Origin of the sequence: Photorhabdus hainanensis (assembly GCF_018448965.1) — a bacterium.
GTDB lineage: Bacteria > Pseudomonadota > Gammaproteobacteria > Enterobacterales > Enterobacteriaceae > Photorhabdus > Photorhabdus akhurstii.
This window is the reverse complement of sequence record NZ_RCWD01000012.1, coordinates 24,762-42,149: the sequence shown is the minus strand read 5'-3', so window position 1 is coordinate 42,149 and position 17,388 is coordinate 24,762. Positions and strand designations below refer to the sequence as shown.

Here is a 17,388-nt window from a genome sequence, read left to right as displayed (position 1 = left end):
TAACAAGTAGTAGAAATAACAAACAATAGAAATAACACGCCCCGGTTATCTCAACCAGGGCGATTTATCTCATAAGATGATTACTCAACAATTCCCTGACTTCTCAGATACTCATCATAAGTACCTTTGAAATCAATGACCTTATCAGATTTAATTTCCATAACTCGGCTTGCCAATGAGCTAACAAATTCCCGATCATGAGAAACAAATATCAAAGTACCTTTATACAATTCAAGCGCAAGGTTCAAGGATTCAATGGATTCCATATCTAGGTGGTTTGTTGGTTCATCCATTATCAGAATATTTGGTTGTCGCATCATCAACTTACCAAATAGCATCCGTCCTTTTTCACCACCCGATAACACTTTGACTTTTTTCTTAATGTCATCCTGGCTGAACAACAAACGTCCTAATACGCTACGAACAGCTTGTTCATCGTCCCCTTCTCTCTTCCATTGGCTCATCCAGTCAAAAACCGTCAGATCGCAGTCAAAATCACTGGCATGATCCTGAGCATAGTAACCAATGCTACTATTTTCAGACCATTTAACTGTGCCGCTATTTGGCTCTGTCTCACCAACCAATGTTTTCAGAAAAGTCGTTTTACCGATACCGTTAGCACCGATAACGGCTATTTTCTCGCCAACTTCCAGCAAAAGATTGAGATTTTTAAACAGAGGGCCATTGTCATAACCTTTAGTCAAACCTTCCAATTCCAAAGCATTACGGAACAATTTCTTATCTTGCTCAAAACGGATATAGGGATTCTGACGACTAGATGCTTTAACTTCTTCTAACTGGATTTTATCAATCTGACGAGCACGGGAAGTCGCCTGTTTTGATTTAGACGCATTAGCGCTAAAACGGCTGACAAAAGACTGTAATTCCGCAATCTGTGCTTTCTTCTTCGCATTATCAGCTAGCAGGCGCTCACGGGCTTGAGTGGCGGCAACCATGTATTCATCATAATTACCGGGGAACAGACGTAATTCACCGTAATCAAGATCGGCCATATGAGTACAAACTGTATTCAGGAAGTGACGATCATGGGAAATAATGATCATGGTGCTGTTTCGTTCATTCAGTATTTGCTCTAACCAACGAATCGTATCGATATCCAGGTTGTTCGTTGGTTCATCCAATAACAGAACATCAGGATTAGAAAACAGCGCTTGAGCCAGCAATACCCGCAATTTCCAGCCCGGCGCCACTTCGCTCATCAAACCGTAATGCTGTTCTACTGGAATACCAACACCTAGCAACAACTCTCCGGCACGCGCTTCAGCACTATAACCATCCATCTCGCCATAAGAGACTTCCAGATCCGCAACGCGATAGCCATCCTCTTCGCTCATTTCCGCCATCGCATAGATGCGGTCACGCTCCTGCTTTACCTGCCACAGTTCCGTGTGCCCCATAATCACGGTATCCAACACCGTGTACTCTTCAAAAGCAAACTGATCCTGACGCAGTTTACCAATACGTTCATTGGGATCGGTGCTGACATTACCGGCAGTGGGTGTCAGATCGCCACCCAGGATTTTCATAAAAGTGGATTTACCGGAACCATTCGCGCCAATCAGACCATAACGGTTACCGTTGCCAAACTTGACAGAAATGTTTTCAAACAGGGGCTTACTGCCAAATTGCATGGTGATGTTGTTTGTACTTAACACTGCATTCGCTCTTACATTTAGAAACAAAAGGGAAATCGGAAAAATCAATAGCGGCGCATTATGCCACAACAAGGTTAAGAGATCGCGGGAAGTTTTGTGCGTTATTCGAGCTAATTCAAGATAAATACATGGAGCTACGTTATCATGTCAGAGGCACATAATATATGTAGCACAATGTAATTCGCATCAGCATTCAGTTATAAGAGATGAATGATGATAGAAATAGTCCAAGTCCCATTTCACCATCCAATTCATCCCTATTTGATTAATTTCCTGAAAAAAACCACTCTTTCTGTCTCAACAAACCCAAGAGACAAATGAAGAGCCAGCGATTCTTCATTATTTATTTCAGCATCCGAGGCCATTTCAGTACATCCATGATCCTTAGCCCAATTTTTAATATGAGTGATAAGACGAGTCGCTAAACCGTTTCTTCTTAATTCCGGGGAAATATAGATCCCTTCAAGGTAAGCCACCGGAGAGGAATTGCATCCATTGACATATTCAAATCTCAGTGAAGCCTCTGCAAAACCGCAAAAATCACCTAAATTCGATTGGATCATAAAAGCAATCTGGTTATCAGAATTCAAAATCGAGTTCATTTCTTCACGGTGACTTTCTTCTGATACCGTGGGCCATAATGCACTCCGCAAATACAACCATTCATTAAAATTATGGCTATTACCCACTACAAGCTGATAGAGATTATTTTCCAACTGAATATGCGACGATTGCTGATGTTTATTATCCATTTTTGACTCAAACATTTTTTCCTATTTAACTTACATCGTACTGCAAATTCATTCCCTAAAACAGACTCCAAGGAGAAGCCCTAGAATTTTTCCAGGGCGCTCCTCCAACTTAAAGGCTTGCTTGTAAGATTTGGCGACTAATATCTAACGTAATGTCTCTGTTTTCACCCAATTGAGTCAGATCGTGAGCTTCCAATTGTTTCACCACCCGATCAATGTCATCAACACCAAGGTTGTAATCTGACAAATGGGTCTGAATTCCTAAATCCTCGAAGAAACCGCGAGTATATGCAATAGCTTGATCAATTCGTTGTTCTTCATCTCCACTGGTGATACCCCAAACACGCTCACCGTACTGCAACAATTTGGCACGCTTGCTTTTCCGGCAGATTTTCAGAGTAGCAGGCAGGATAATCGCCAGTGTTCGAGCATGATCAATACCGTAAAGCGCCGTTAATTCATGACCAATGTAATGTGTGGACCAATCCTGCGGCACACCAGCGCCAATCAAACCATTGAGAGCCAAAGTCGCGACCCACATCAGATTGGCGCGGATCTCGTAATTATCGGGGGCGTTTATAGCTTGAGGGCCTATTTCAATCAATGTCTGCAATAACCCCTCAGCAAACCTATCTTGCACCATGCCATTAGCAGGATAAGTCAAATACTGTTCCATAACGTGTGTGAAAGCATCAGCCACCCCATTAGCCACCTGACGTAACGGCAGAGTATAGGTTTTCGTTGGGTCCATAATGGAGAATTGGGGAAAAACAAACGGACTCATAAAATCCCGCTTAGCTTGTTTCGCTTTATTGGTAATCACCGAACTACTGTTCATCTCTGAACCTGTCGCGGGTAGCGTCAAAACGGTACCAAACGGGAGAGCACTCTGAACAAGCGATCCCCCCTCTTCCAAAATACGCCAAGGCTCTCCTGCAAAATTCACAGCCGCCGCCACAAATTTAGTGCCATCAATCACAGAACCGCCGCCGACAGCGAGCAAGAAATCCACTTCACTATTGCGTATCAATTCAACCGCTTTCATCAACGTTTCATAAGTCGGATTAGCTTCAATACCACCAAACTCCTGGATAGTTCTATTAGCCAACGCACTTCTGACTTCATCCAACGTTCCGGTTTTTTCAGCACTGTTGCCGCCGTAGAGAATCAGTACCCGCGCATCCCGTGGCACCAAGCTATCAAGACGGCTAATAGTCTCTTTACCAAAAACGATTTTAGTTGGATTGTAATACTTAAAATTTCGCACAACTACCTCACTGTATAGGCCGAATTATGTCTAGTAGCGTTTAATTATCAGAACCGACACGGACGACTAACTTGCCGAAATTATGGCCTTGCAACAGGCCAATAAACGCCTGTGGAGCATTTTCCAAACCTGATACCACCTCCTCACGATATTTTATCCTGCCATCATCAAACCATGCGGATATATCACGTGAAAATTCATCAAAACGCCGAGTATAGTTATCAGTAACAATGAATCCCTCCATCCGAATTCGCTTCCTCAACAGTTTATTCATCAACAAAAACAAGCGATCTGGCCCTTCTGGAGGGTTAGTGGAGTTGTAGCGAGACACCATTCCGCAAACCGGAACGCGAGCAAAGTCATTCAGTAACGGCAAAACAGCGTCAAATACCTTGCCGCCCACATTTTCAAAATAAATATCGATCCCCTTCGGGCAAGCCTTGCACAACTGTTCTTCAAAGTCTGGAGCATGGTGGTCAAGGCAAACATCGAATCCCAATATATCAACAGCATGGCGACACTTTTCCGCACCACCCGCTACGCCAACGACATAACAACCTTTAAGCTTACCGATCTGACCAACCGTTGCACCAACCGGACCCGTTGCCGCAGCAACAACCAATGTTTCACCAGCCTTGGGTTGACCGATATCCAACAGCCCGGTATAAGCAGTCAAGCCTGGCATACCGAACACGCCTAATTGGTAGGATGGGTGAACAGGCGATTGGCCTAAGTTGAGAAGGCCGCTACCATCGGAAACGGCATAATCCTGCCAACCGCTATATGCCAGTACCCAATCACCCACCTGATATCTCCGATGATTTGAAGACACGACCCGACTCACTGTTGCGCCAACCATAACGCTATCAAGCTCCACCGGTGGCACATAAGATGGTTCATCACTCATTCGCCCACGCATATAAGGATCTAGCGAAAGAAAAACGCTGCGTAACAGTATTTCTTTCTCCTTTATCTCAGGAATAGGTTGCTGTTCCAGACGAAAATCAGTCAGTGTCGGGGAACCATTCGGACGTGAAGCCAAGACGATACGGCGATTTATTTGTTGTGTTTGAAACATTCATCTTCTCCTTCAACATTAAAGTCAGTATCATTGGGATACCCAAAAAGTAGACCAGTCGTCTAATCATTTGGTATAAAAAAATACTGATGAATAGTGACTTCCAACAGTGTTTTTATTCGCTATGCATTCAATAATCGTTTCGTGCTAGCCATAGCACTTTGTAACGGCGCGCTACTCTGGGTGATCTTCGCCATCAAGCTAGCCCCTAACCAAGTCTGATATAACGCCTCAGCCAGCGGAAAGGCTTCCTCAACAGCACAATCCAATCCACCCTCATGGACAATGCTTTCCACGACAGAGGCAAGGCGCATAATGATATTCTTTGTCCCATTCTCCAACACCAGACGCATCGCTACAGATAGATCACTCACCTCAGCTCCGAGCTTAACCGCCAAACACTTTTGCCCACAAACAGTACCGTCTTCCAACGGCTCCAACCAACCTTGCCAGTACTGCATTAAGTTCTCTTTCGCTGTCCACTCCTTACGCATCATGATGTTATCCATCCTTTCGAGATGGCGCGTAAAGTAATCTTCAAGCATAGCGGCGCCAAATACCTCTTTCGACGCGAAATAATGGTAAAACGAGCCTTTCGGCACTTCTGCCGCCTTTAAAATTTCATTAAGTCCGACGGCTGAAAAGCCTTTACATCCAATAACTTGTTGAGCAATGTCCAGGATGTGCTGACGGATATCTTGGGGGTTTCTATTCGTTTGCATAGATACAACTTATACCGAATTAGACCAGTCGTCTACAATTTAAAACAAAAATTTTCAGTCGGCAAAAAGATTAGGAAATTCCCTGCTAACACCACTTACCACCAATTTCTTACTGATTTATATCGTTATTCTAAAGTACATGTTACACCGGTAGCTTATCAATAGAATAATCCGCCATTAAAAATAGACTGTTTTGATTTTTTACTTTTAATAAGATAGCAATAAGCTTCCAATTGGTACTCTAAATGACAAAACGATATCGTGATACGATTTAGTTTTATGCTGAATGTGTTTTTAAATCAGACACAAAGAAGAAATACAAATAACCAATAATGCCACACTGAAAATAAACATATTAAGGTTCAATGACATTATATTTATAACAATTTAATTTTTTTATGCTATTTTAATCAAGGATGTAATAGTCCCTGTCGTGAATATAATATTAGCTCATTATCCAAATATCTGTTAATCAATAAGTCAATGAATCAGAAAACTTATTAGCAATAATAAAGACTTATCAAATTAGTGCATTTATTGCTACTCAAAATAAATACAATCTGTGACTAAGTTATACTCATTCGATATTATAACACATTAACATTTCATCAATATAATGATGAATTAATGTTCAAAAATAATAAAATCATTATTAACTCGCCATAGATTTAGCGGCCTATTTTTATTTGCCATTATAGTTGTTTTATATATTATCTATTAAAAACATAGACATATTTTATCATTTATATCTACGTTTTTAAGTACAAAAATATAATTAACCGGTTGTTATTTTATAATAAAACACAAAGAGCAAAAAAATTGACTTTTATCTGAGAGAAACGGTATCTTAAAAAACATCGAGGCAAAATAAAGCCTTTTATCTACACCATTTAATAGATAGTTTTTCTGATTTTAATATTTTAAAAGGATAAAAATTATTAAAAGCGATAATAAAATGGTGGTAACGATAAATAAAAACACCAAAATATAAAAAGATTGAAATTCAGGAAATATGAAGAAATGGAATTCTAATAAGAAGTAAAAACAAGCTATCAAATATAGCTAAGAAGGTTGGTTCCACCCCAAGTTATTTTATATAACCATAACAGGTTGAATTAAAATCTTGGAATTTATTAATTATACTTTTAAAATCAATCACAAGAGGTAATACTATGTCAGAGATCGAAGCAATTTCCTTAAAAGCACCAATCAGCGTTATTGTAAAAGTAACTAACAAATCACCATATAAACTTAAACTTATTCAGGATTCTATCCGTCTTGATCAAGGTGAGTGGACCACTCTTCCTCCTCAAGTAATTAATAGAAGCAATGACAACACTCCTGGAAAAGCGATTTGGAGAAGTGATTCAAACAGCCTGTTAGGTGGTGTTGCAGGGCGTTGTACCTATGTATTTGTAGATAGCAAAGGCGAAATCTATAGCATCTATATTACATGGAGCAATCCTTTGATTGGCAGCAGCAGCTACTCAATCTCAACCGATTATTTAGGTGATGATTTACACTTATCCTATACAGCGGATGGCGGTAACAATCCAATAGTAGAATATATGATTGTAAGCTAATATTTAACCATTAATATTAACAACCATTCCTGTGGTAAAATATTTAAATAAATATTTATGCAACAGGAATGGTTTATTTATTTCGAGAATTAATATCTTATCTACCTTAATCAAAGGTGAATGCTGATTATTTCTCTCATTTCTGTATCATACTCTCTTTCATTAAAGTGGATCGTATCTCCATATTTTTAATTCCCTTATCAGTTCAAGTTTTATTTTCTGGTTCCTTATTGACAGTATTACAATAATATCGATTTTTCATTATAAAATTGATTTTAATAGGTTTTTATCGATGGCGCCCGATAAGTATCAAAACGATCGAGTAAGATAGCAGGATCTTGTTCGATTATTGCCATATGACGATATTTTTCATGCAAAAATTGCTCATCCGCCATTTTATTAATCATGGCAATGAGCGGATCATAAAAGTTATTAATATTAAGAATACCGCAAGGTTTTGTATGTAACCCAATCTGACTCCAAGTAAATACCTCGCTAAACTCTTCCAACGTACCAAAGCCACCAGGCAAAGCAACAAAACCATCAGCTAATTCAATCATTTTGTTTTTGCGCTGATGCATAGTTTCAACAACGTATAATTCAGTCAGATTTTTATGTGATATTTCCCGAGCTTCCAATAATGTTGGAATAACACCAATCACTTTCCCGCCCTCTGCCAAAACCGTATTAGCAACAGTTCCCATAATACCTACACTGGCGCCACCATAAATAAGCGTAAGATTACGTTTAACCAATTCCTTTGCGAAGATAATGACATTTTCTTTATAGATTTCAGATACACCCAGACTTGAACCACAATAAACAGCAATACTTTTCATTATCTCAGCTCCTGTTGCTTTATCTCCACATGAAAATCAGGATTATACGTTAATATCACAATCATACAACTCACTTATAAAACTGATATCAAGCAAAACAAAATAAGAATGGCTTTTTCATATTCAATATATTAGCATTAATCATAACTTATGCTTAATTATTATGATATGAAATCAAACATCAATCAGATTGTAATAAATACCTTCATCACTTGTAATCCCTCAATTATCAACACATCAAAATAAAATATAGATTTATATCAGGATTATATTTCAATAATAAAATTTAATTTCACTATAACCATATAATATGGTTTAATAAATGAAAAATATTTCGCTAAAATTATATTCTCTAAACCTATTGAGTTATCTACGTTTCACTGCGAAGATTATCGGTCAGATCATTTGATTTTAATTGAGGTTTTGCCCGGATGTCTTCTTCCAAGCTCCAAAAGAGTGCTTTTCCATTAATACCTGTAATACTGTTACTGCTTGCCATGACATCAATTCAGAGTGGCGCTTCTCTTGCCAAAACGCTGTTTCCGGTCATCGGCGCACCGGGTGTTACCGCACTGCGCCTAGGTCTTGGAACTATCATTCTGTTTATTATTTTTAAACCCTGGCGTCTGCGTTTTAGCCGAAAATCCATCATGCCGCTGCTTACCTATGGTATTGCTCTTGGCGCGATGAATTATACATTCTATATGGCGCTGACAACTATTCCTTTAGGTATTGCCGTGGCCCTTGAGTTTACCGGCCCGCTGGCTGTAGCCATGTTCTCATCACGCCGACCAATAGATTTTCTCTGGGTGGCATTGGTTATCACCGGCTTAGCTTTCCTACTCCCCATTGGCAATAATAATATTGATAACTTAGATCCTATAGGGATCATTTATGCACTCAGCGCAGGTGTTTGCTGGGCGCTATATATTATTTTCGGCCAACGCGCCGGTGCAGGTCATGGAGCAGCAACAGTGTCTGTTGGTTCATTTATCGCTGCTATGATATTTTTCCCTGTCGGTTTGATACAAACAGGGCCAGAACTATTATTTGATGTGTCCATTCTCCCTCTGGCGCTGGCAATTGCGATTCTATCTACTGCATTCCCATATACACTGGAAATGATCGCTCTGACCCGTTTACCCGCACAGACATTTGGTACTCTGATGAGCCTTGAACCCGCACTGGGTGCGCTATCTGGTATTGTATTTTTGAACGAACATTTGACTATAACGCAATGGCTGGCACTATTCTGTATTATTTTTGCCTCCATCGGTTCTACGTCAACAATAAAAGGAAAACCTAAAATCACCGAAGTCGATTAATTATTTTCTTTAATCGAGATATACCCTATGAATTTCAAGATGCATCGCGACGGCAAGGGAGCGAATCCCCGGGAGCATAGATAACTATGTGACCGGGGTGAGTGAGCGTAGCCAACAAAGAGGCAACTTGAAAGATGACGGGTATAAAATGGAAGCCGGAGTCATAACGTTATTCTCCGGTTTTTTTATAAATGAACTCATTCATGATTAAATTATTCACACAAATTCATCTGATAAATTATTATATTTTTCAATATTATTGTAAGAATTCCATGATAAATATTTTCCTATAAAAATTAACTATTGATTTAATAGGAACAAGCTATATGATTTAAGACTAATATTGAGTTACATTCGTCTCAGTCAATAAAAAACTCATTATTAATACCAAGGGAAAACTATTATGGATACTGCAAGATTAATCAAAACAGGGATATCCACACTACTTTATACTCGCAATGATATCGATGATGATATTAAACAGGAAACCATTGAAATTCTGAACCACATGGTTATCCAATTTATTGATCTTTCGCTGCTTACCAAACAAGCACATTGGAACATGCGTGGCAGAAATTTCATTTCCATCCATGAAATGCTGGATACCTTTCGTACCACGATTACTGAACATACGGATATTTTTGCAGAAAGAGTCGTACAACTTGGTGGAACAGCTCTCGGTACCGTACAAGAAATTAATAAGCACACAATACTGAAAAGTTACCCAACAAATATCCATGACGTGCAGGACCATCTCAAAGCACTGGCTGACCGTTATGCTGTTGCCGCTAATGATATCCGCAAAGCGATGGATGAAGTTGAGGATGAAAACACCGCGGATATGTTAACCGCCGCCTCCCGTGATCTCGACAAATTCTTATGGTTTATTGAAGCAAGCGTTGAGCAATAAAATATAAAGAGCCGTCATATTAAGAGCTCTGAGACTTACAGGCCCCTGTTAACAACGGGGGCCTGTTTACATTAACCTTTCATTACCCAAGATTCCGACACAGCAAAACATCATAAAATGCCCGCCATACGGATAAATTTCGCCATATTCTTTAAAAATCAGCACAAATTGTCTATAATCCACACTTATTTTCAGAAATAACTTGAGGAAATAATAAAATGGATGGCGAAGTAAAAGATAGTAACGGCACCCTACTTAATGATGGCGATTCTGTACAGATCATTAAGGATCTAAAAGTAAAGGGTACATCAGCAACGCTAAAACGCGGCACTTTAATTAAAAATATCCGTTTAACTCATCGTGACGATGAAATCGAATGTAACGCAGATAAAATCAGAGGGTTAGTATTGAAAACCTGTTTCCTGAAAAAAGTAGGATAAATCGCCTTTTCTATCGATCTTATTTACCGGATTAGCGATAAAAAAAGGGGGGGAGAAGGCTGCTCAAGGGCAACCTTGTTAAGCGGTGAGCGAAGCGAACTAACAGCCCCCCTTTCTTTATGTCTATGCTTATAACTATCGTTAAAACAATCTAATATCTTTTAATTTTTCTCAACGGAGAACAAAACCGTGCGATCTGTATCACCTTGTTTTATCTTTATAAGAATATTACCTTTACTCCAATACTCACCGCCATTTTTCATAAATCCTATATTTTCAATATAGTTTATTAACTCTATTTTACGATTCGGATTAACATTTGAAAATACAACCTCGTTAATCATTGGTTTTGTCCCATCAGGTGAATCGTAATAAATAATATAGTCACTTGAAATAAATGGCATTCCTTTAATTTCATCAAAAGTGAACATATTATATTTAATAAAGTCATTTTTCGTATATGACAAATTAATATTTACAAATAAAACAGGGGTAATTAAAACCACCCCCAAACAAATAAATATAATAAATATTTTTTTTATAAATTTATTCAATTTCAATGCCAACATCTCTTTTTACACCTATGTTATATCCAGTTTTATCATTAATATGTATTAATACTTGACTTCCATCTATATCATTTATAGGTGATATAGTATTCAAAAATGCGGGTAAAGACGAATAATAAAACCTAAGCTATATTGACAAAATTGTAGCTTTAAAGCTACAGCGTATCACATTAATACGATTAAACATTATCTCACTCCCGACAATCGGGATTAGTATATAGAGTTCCTGAAAGAGATTCGTGACCCGATAGCGAAATCAAAAATTTCGTCGCGGGTTAACCGGATGGTCACAGGAAATTTTGGTGATCATAAACCATGCAGAGAAGGTGTCTGGGAGCTTCATATAGACCTGGCTATTGCATGCCTGAAAGATTACTTAAAGAGGTGATTATGGCCAAAGCACGTTTACATGATGATGCGATGGCGCAGCTTCTCCGCGAAGACCCTGAATTTGCGCAGTACTATCTGTATCAGGATTTTGTTGATATGGATGAAGAAGGCGGACAGGAAACGTTTCTATGGCATTGCGCCACGTAGTAGAGGCGCATGGAGGAATGGCTCAGATTGCTGACAAAAAGCGCAAGAATATAAAAAACAATATATAGAGCTAAATTAAGCTTGAGAAAAATATCAAAAAACTAACTATGCCTCTTGTTAAATGAAGTTCCTGTAAATAATTTATTTAAATTAATTTAAGTTATATCTTTGTCATATCAGCAAAAGACTTCTGCGTTTATTGATCTTTTTTATTGCAATTTATCTCATGATAATAAAACCTTTCTTAATTAAATATTACATGAGGCTTATTATGTCCGTTCCTGCATTTGGCTTAGGGACTTTTCGTCTAAAAGATGATGTTGTGATCACATCAGTAAAAAATGCTCTTGAATTGGGATATCGTGCGATTGATACAGCACAGATTTATGAGAATGAAGCAACGATAGGACAAGCCATAGAAGAAAGTGGTGTAGCCCGTGAAAATATCTATATCACGACAAAAATCTGGACAGAAAATTTGAGCAAGGAAAAATTAATACCAAGTCTTAAAGAGAGTATAGCCAAGCTGCGCACTGATTATGTTGACTTGACATTAATTCATTGGCCATCCCCAAATAACGTTGTCAGTGTTGATGAAACAATGAATGCGTTATTGGCCGCCAAAAATATGGGATTGACACATGAAATCGGCGTTTCAAACTTTACCATTGATCTCATGCAACAGGCTATCGACGCAGTAGGTGTTGAACACATCGCCACGAACCAAATTGAACTTTCTCCATATCTACAAAACTGTCACGTAACGGCTTGGGCGAAAGAGAACGGAATTCATATTACTTCCTATATGACCCTTGCTTATAGTAAAGCTCTTCAAGATGAGGTTATCGGACGCATAGCCACAAAACATCAGGCCACGCCTGCGCAGGTGATTTTGTCTTGGGCTATGGCATTAGGTTATAGCGTGATCCCCTCTTCAACCAAACACGAAAATTTACAAAGTAATCTGAGGGCTTCCATGCTTAGACTTGATGCAGACGACATAGCGGCTATCGCCACACTTGACCGTAACGAACGTCTGGTTAGTCCAGAAGGGCTTGCCCCTCAATGGGATAATTAATTACTCCTGCTTATTAATAAACTCAGTAATCTCTTAGCGTTGCAGGAGAATATTTGTTTATTTCAGCTCCTTCGGGAGCTGTTTACATATTTACTTAGATATAAAAACTCGAACATTTTTACATTTACAGCAAAAGTCTTTTGTACTAATAAGCCTTTTTAGAAAGAATTCGCGGAGCATAATATCTCCATATACACAAATTAAAATCAATGATTAATGAAGAGTGAGGAATATTATGCTTTTTGAACACTATTCTCTGAATGGTTTGTCGTTATCTAATCGTATTGTTATGCCGCCGATGACACGTTCACGGGCCGGAACAGACGGTATAGCGACTGATTTGATGGCGGAATATTATGCACAACGTGCCAGTGCAGGGCTAATTATCAGCGAAGGTACACAAATCAGCCAACAGGGACAAGGATATGCATGGACGCCAGGTATTTATAAGTCTGAGCAAGTAATAGGATGGAAAAAAGTAACAGATGCGGTACATATGGCAGGAGGCAAAATTTTTGCTCAATTATGGCATGTAGGACGTGTTTCACACACTATTCTACAACCTAATAATTCTGCGCCTGTTTCTCCTTCTGCCCTTCAAGCAAAAGGTGTAAAAGTTTTTCTGGATGTGGAAGGCCGTGGACCTGAACATGGTATCGGTGAAATGGTACAACACTCGCAGCCACGGGCGCTGACACTCGATGAAATTCCAGATATCGTAAATGATTATGTTCAAGCGGCAAATAATGCTATTGCCGCCGGTTTTGATGGCGTAGAGCTTCATGCAGCGAATGGTTATCTTATTAATCAGTTTATTGATTCTCAGACTAACCTACGAGATGACGAATATGGTGGAACTTTACAAAATCGCTTACGTTTCTTGAGAGAAGTCGCTACATCAGTGGCTACCGCAATAGGGAAAGATAAGCTAGGTGTTCGCCTGGCGCCACTCACAACCCTGATGGGTTCAGAAGATGATACTCCTGAAGCAACTTATCTGGCTGCCGCGAGTGTGCTGAATAATATCGGGGTAGCTTATATTCATATTGCCGAAGCTGACTGGGAAGACGCTCCCGTCATGCCTGTCGCCTTCAAAGAAGCTTTTCGCATACTTTATCACGGCACACTGATATATTCGGGAAAATACACTTTGGAACGCGCGGAAGAAGCACTAACTAAAGGCTGGGCGGATCTGATCGGATTTGGTCGCTCCTTTATTGCTAATCCAGATTTACCCTATCGTTTTGCCAATAGGCTAGAACTAAACCCGCCGATAAAAGAAAAATTTTTCGGTGGTAATGCGGAAGGTTATACCGATTATTTGGCTATAAGCTAATAGAAATCCCTCCCACTCTTTTAAAGAGTGGGAAAATTGTGATGAAATAGTTCATTCTTACTGTCAAGGCGTCTAATTTTCTATTTCAAAAGAGAATATGTTATAACTGAAACAAACTCATTTAGCAATTTTCGGAGGAATTACTCTTTCCCGCAAATAGGATAACTAATTCTTCCCACTTTTTAATAAACTCGTTAAATCCCTTTGGGAACTGTTTATATATTCACTCAGAAAATCGATAAATGCTCTAATTCGGGTACTTACAGCCTGATCACTGTAATATACCGCATTGAAAGGCATCCCGACGGGTAATCGTTTTTCAACCAGTAGTTCAATAAGTTCACCACTGACAATCTCCTGATCAATCATATAATCAGACAGACACGCGATACCATTACCCGTTACACATAATTGTTTAAGGGTTTCACCACTGTTGGAAGAAAGTCCCACTGTTATTTCATGTAGTTGTCCGTCCTGACAGGCTATCGGCCATGTATTAAGTGATACCGGTTCGGTAAAACCAAGACAAATATGATTTTTCAACTCATCGATACATTGCGGTATGCCATATTTTTTCAGATATTCAGGAGAGGCGACGATTTTTCGGTAGCTGGAAAAAAGTGGTCGAGCTCGAAGACTGGAGTCGGTTAAGTTGCCTGCACGAATGGCAATATCCACTTTTCGCTCAATCAGATTGATATAAGTTTCCGAAGAAATTAATGATAACGTTATTTCTGGGTAGCGTTCGCGAAAAGGTTTAATTAGTGGTATCAGTAAATGTAATACGACTGGTGTTGCAGCATCGATACGCAATAAACCACTTGGCGTATGTTTAGATTCCATAATTTCAGTTTCAGCGGCTGCCATTTCTTGTAGAACATGCTGAACTCGGCGGAAATAACGCTGACCTTCTTCGGTTAGACTAAGCTGACGAGTTGTGCGATTGAGCAAACTCACGCCTAATTTCTTTTCAAGTTTTTTTATAGAACGGCTCACAGCGGAATTTGCTAATTGCAGATGTTCCGCCGCACGACTAAAACTCCCGCTTTCCACGACTGACACGAAAATTGTCAACTCTTCTGAATTTGCTTTCATTATTGCCTTCCTTGTAAAAGAGTATTCATGTTCCCAATTTCCGCCTCTGAAAGAACTTCCGGCTGCTCAATGGGGAAAACGGGCAAAGCCTGCAATAATCTTGGGCCATACCTTTTACTCAGTAAGCGCCTGTCATAAATCACCACATCACCATAGCATTCATGACTACGGATAAGTCTTCCTACTTGCTGAATCAAGCTAAAAGAAGCACTTGGTAAACTCTGCACTTCAAAAGGATAACGTTTAAGTGATTTTAACCACTCGCTTTCAGTAATAATGACCGGATTATTCACCGGCGGAAATGAGATTTTTTGAATGTGAACTTGGGACAGATAATCCCCCTTTAAATCCAACCCTTCCGCAAAAGATTGCAATCCAATCAGCACACTACATTGCCCTTCATTAATACGCTGACAATGTGTTTCCACTAACCGATAACGTGGCTGATCACCCTGCACAAGCAACATCAGGCGTAAGTCTGTCACATAAGAGAGAAAGATATCCATCGCCCTCTGGCTGCTGAACAAAATCAACATACCTTTGTGTTGCTGCCTCAGCAATTGAACCCTGAAATAACACGCCATCTCTTGCAAATGAGCGGCTTCATTGTGAAGTGTCGGCTCCAATGACATTTTGGGAATAACCAGTTTGCCCTGCCGTATATGATCAAAAGGTGATGACAATGCGACAAAACGGTCGCCTGCTTTTTCAGTTAACCCGGTCAACTCCTGAATACGAGAAAAACTATTCAGAGAACGAAGCGTCGCCGATGTCACGACGACATGAGGAATACTGCGCCAAAGCAGTTGATTAAGCTGTTCGCTGACTCTGATGCCGGCACAATGGAAATAGAGATGTGACTGATTTCTTTCATCACGGCGTCTCAGCCATTTTGATATCGGCGCGCTAGATGACTCTTCCAACGCCGCCAAACGCCACAGCTTAGCCATATTTTCAAAATATCCAAGCGCGCGACTGGTATGCAAAATAGAGCGATGCAATCTGACAATATCCTGCTTAGCCGTCCGGTCAGTTAAATCATTCAGTATCGCTTCTGTCAATCCCCGTAAACCATCGGTCAATTTAAATAACTGCTGACAACAAAGCAGCAAATTATCCGGCAATTTACCCATCTCAAACAGATATTCATCGACTTCATTCTTTTCAGGTAAAAGCGCCTGAGTGATAGTGGCAAGCTCTCTAAAGCATTCCCGTAATTTTTCACAGTGTTCATTCAGACAACTAGCATTAGCTAAGCGCGGTGGCTTTGCCGGATGGAATTGCACCAGATATTGCTCAACATGGCGAACAAAAGTATCTAATTGACCATTAAGTTGAAACAGAGTGATTTCCCCCTCAACTTCCAGAGAATCCCTGGCGACATCTGGTATATGGTGTCCTTCGTCGAGGACCAATAGCAGATTTTTAGCATCAGGCAGTACCGATTCACTTTCCAAAGCCGCCATCACTAACGCATGGTTAGCCACCACCACATCGACATTTTCGATCTCACGGCGAGCAATAAAAAATGGGCAACGATGATAATAGTGACAGTTACGCCCCAGACAATTTGCTTTATCCGTACTCACTTTCCCCCACAAAGCATCAGACAAAGCCAGTGTATGGTGATCACGCAATCCATCCCAGGCAAAGGTTGTGTAATCACTACGCAACCGACGACACAATTCCCTCTCTTCACTATTAGCAAGCTCTGTTTTGTCTTCAACCAAAAACATAAGATCGAGCTGTTCGCTATCGGTTGCACAGATAGCTTCAAGATTGCGTGGACAAACATAACGACCACGACCAAAAGCACCGGTAAATTTCAGATCAGGAATAATTTTGCGCAACAGTGGCAGGTCTTTACTGTAAATCTGATCTTGTAAAGCGACATTCGCCGTACTGACAACCAATGGCTTACTTTCCGCTCTACTGATAGCAATGCCAGGTATCAGGTAAGAGAGGGTTTTACCAATGCCTGTTGGCGCCTCAATAACCAAATGACGACCTTCTTGATCCGCCAGCGTTTTTGCAACTTCGGCAATCATCTGTCGCTGCGGAGTACGAGAAATAAAACCATCAATATGTTGAGGTAATGCTTTATACCACTGGCTTATCTGATTTTTTGTTGAATTGGAAAGCGCCATTGAATTCTCTGCCATACAACCGGGGCGCTATTGT

The 17,388-nt window shown here is 39.8% G+C and carries 16 protein-coding genes and 1 pseudogene; 8 read left to right on the top strand and 9 right to left on the bottom strand.

Annotated features, from left to right (window positions below; translation table 11 throughout):
- Positions 1-80 precede the first annotated feature (80 nt).
- From EAE92_RS09490 to EAE92_RS09470, 5 genes are all read right to left on the bottom strand, one after another.
- On the bottom strand, positions 81-1,676 hold the full coding sequence (locus EAE92_RS09490; RefSeq protein WP_214067904.1) for an ABC-F family ATPase: 1,596 nt from the start codon (positions 1,674-1,676) through the stop codon (positions 81-83).
- Positions 1,677-1,933: 257 nt separating this feature from the next.
- The gene (gene aac(6') / locus EAE92_RS09485) at positions 1,934-2,428 is read right to left on the bottom strand and encodes an aminoglycoside 6'-N-acetyltransferase (protein WP_214067903.1); all 495 of its coding nucleotides are present in this window, start codon (positions 2,426-2,428) and stop codon (positions 1,934-1,936) included.
- 109 nt (positions 2,429-2,537) lie between these two features.
- Positions 2,538-3,695: an iron-containing alcohol dehydrogenase gene (locus EAE92_RS09480; protein ID WP_214067902.1), complete on the bottom strand. Its 1,158-nt coding sequence runs from the start codon at positions 3,693-3,695 to the stop codon at positions 2,538-2,540.
- A gap of 40 nt (positions 3,696-3,735) precedes the next feature.
- A complete protein-coding gene (locus EAE92_RS09475) occupies positions 3,736-4,773 on the bottom strand; it encodes an NADP-dependent oxidoreductase (protein WP_214067901.1) in 1,038 nt (345 codons plus the stop codon).
- Between the two features lie 122 nt (positions 4,774-4,895).
- On the bottom strand, positions 4,896-5,495 hold the full coding sequence (locus tag EAE92_RS09470; RefSeq protein WP_214067900.1) for a TetR/AcrR family transcriptional regulator: 600 nt from the start codon (positions 5,493-5,495) through the stop codon (positions 4,896-4,898).
- 1,172 nt (positions 5,496-6,667) lie between these two features.
- Here EAE92_RS09470 and EAE92_RS09465 point away from each other — a divergent pair.
- Positions 6,668-7,078: a toxin gene (locus EAE92_RS09465; RefSeq protein WP_065391331.1), complete on the top strand. Its 411-nt coding sequence runs from the start codon at positions 6,668-6,670 to the stop codon at positions 7,076-7,078.
- A gap of 275 nt (positions 7,079-7,353) precedes the next feature.
- On the opposite strand, the gene EAE92_RS09460 is transcribed toward EAE92_RS09465, so the two are convergent.
- Positions 7,354-7,917 carry an LOG family protein gene (locus tag EAE92_RS09460; RefSeq protein WP_036814606.1) on the bottom strand — a complete coding sequence of 188 codons (564 nt, stop codon included), beginning with the start codon at positions 7,915-7,917 and terminating at the stop codon, positions 7,354-7,356.
- Between the two features lie 431 nt (positions 7,918-8,348).
- Here EAE92_RS09460 and rhtA point away from each other — a divergent pair, with 431 nt between their 5' ends.
- The 3 genes from rhtA (at position 8,349) to EAE92_RS09445 (ending at position 10,592) form a co-directional block, all read left to right on the top strand.
- The gene (gene rhtA / locus EAE92_RS09455) at positions 8,349-9,242 is read left to right on the top strand and encodes a threonine/homoserine exporter RhtA (protein WP_046394739.1); all 894 of its coding nucleotides are present in this window, start codon (positions 8,349-8,351) and stop codon (positions 9,240-9,242) included.
- A gap of 403 nt (positions 9,243-9,645) precedes the next feature.
- The gene (gene dps, locus EAE92_RS09450; protein ID WP_214067899.1) at positions 9,646-10,152 is read left to right on the top strand and encodes a DNA starvation/stationary phase protection protein Dps; all 507 of its coding nucleotides are present in this window, start codon (positions 9,646-9,648) and stop codon (positions 10,150-10,152) included.
- Between the two features lie 218 nt (positions 10,153-10,370).
- Positions 10,371-10,592, top strand: coding sequence for an alkylphosphonate utilization protein (locus EAE92_RS09445; protein WP_036814603.1), 222 nt, complete (start codon positions 10,371-10,373; stop codon positions 10,590-10,592).
- A gap of 161 nt (positions 10,593-10,753) precedes the next feature.
- Here the strand turns inward: EAE92_RS09445 and EAE92_RS09440 are convergent, their stop codons facing one another.
- On the bottom strand, positions 10,754-11,161 hold the full coding sequence (locus tag EAE92_RS09440) for a hypothetical protein (RefSeq protein WP_181148371.1): 408 nt from the start codon (positions 11,159-11,161) through the stop codon (positions 10,754-10,756).
- Positions 11,162-11,378: 217 nt separating this feature from the next.
- Between EAE92_RS09440 and EAE92_RS25590 the strand changes: the two genes are divergently transcribed.
- From EAE92_RS25590 to EAE92_RS09425, 4 genes and pseudogenes are all read left to right on the top strand, one after another.
- Positions 11,379-11,549: a type II toxin-antitoxin system RelE/ParE family toxin gene (locus EAE92_RS25590; RefSeq protein WP_479687651.1), complete on the top strand. Its 171-nt coding sequence runs from the start codon at positions 11,379-11,381 to the stop codon at positions 11,547-11,549.
- A gap of 2 nt (positions 11,550-11,551) precedes the next feature.
- Positions 11,552-11,736, top strand: a pseudogene (locus EAE92_RS09435) (helix-turn-helix domain-containing transcriptional regulator); the annotation flags it as partial.
- Between the two features lie 233 nt (positions 11,737-11,969).
- Positions 11,970-12,776, top strand: a complete 807-nt coding sequence (gene dkgB, locus EAE92_RS09430; protein WP_214067898.1) for a 2,5-didehydrogluconate reductase DkgB — start codon at positions 11,970-11,972, stop codon at positions 12,774-12,776.
- A 235-nt stretch (positions 12,777-13,011) separates the two neighbouring features.
- On the top strand, positions 13,012-14,112 hold the full coding sequence (locus EAE92_RS09425; RefSeq protein WP_214067897.1) for an alkene reductase: 1,101 nt from the start codon (positions 13,012-13,014) through the stop codon (positions 14,110-14,112).
- Positions 14,113-14,277: 165 nt separating this feature from the next.
- Here the strand turns inward: EAE92_RS09425 and yafC are convergent, their stop codons facing one another.
- A complete protein-coding gene (gene yafC / locus EAE92_RS09420; protein ID WP_214067896.1) occupies positions 14,278-15,207 on the bottom strand; it encodes a DNA-binding transcriptional regulator YafC in 930 nt (309 codons plus the stop codon).
- Positions 15,207-17,354 (bottom strand): ATP-dependent DNA helicase DinG, encoded by a 2,148-nt coding sequence (dinG, locus tag EAE92_RS09415; protein WP_214067895.1) that lies wholly within the window; start codon positions 17,352-17,354, stop codon positions 15,207-15,209. Before dinG ends, yafC begins: the two co-directional genes overlap by 1 nt.
- Positions 17,355-17,388 lie beyond the last annotated feature (34 nt).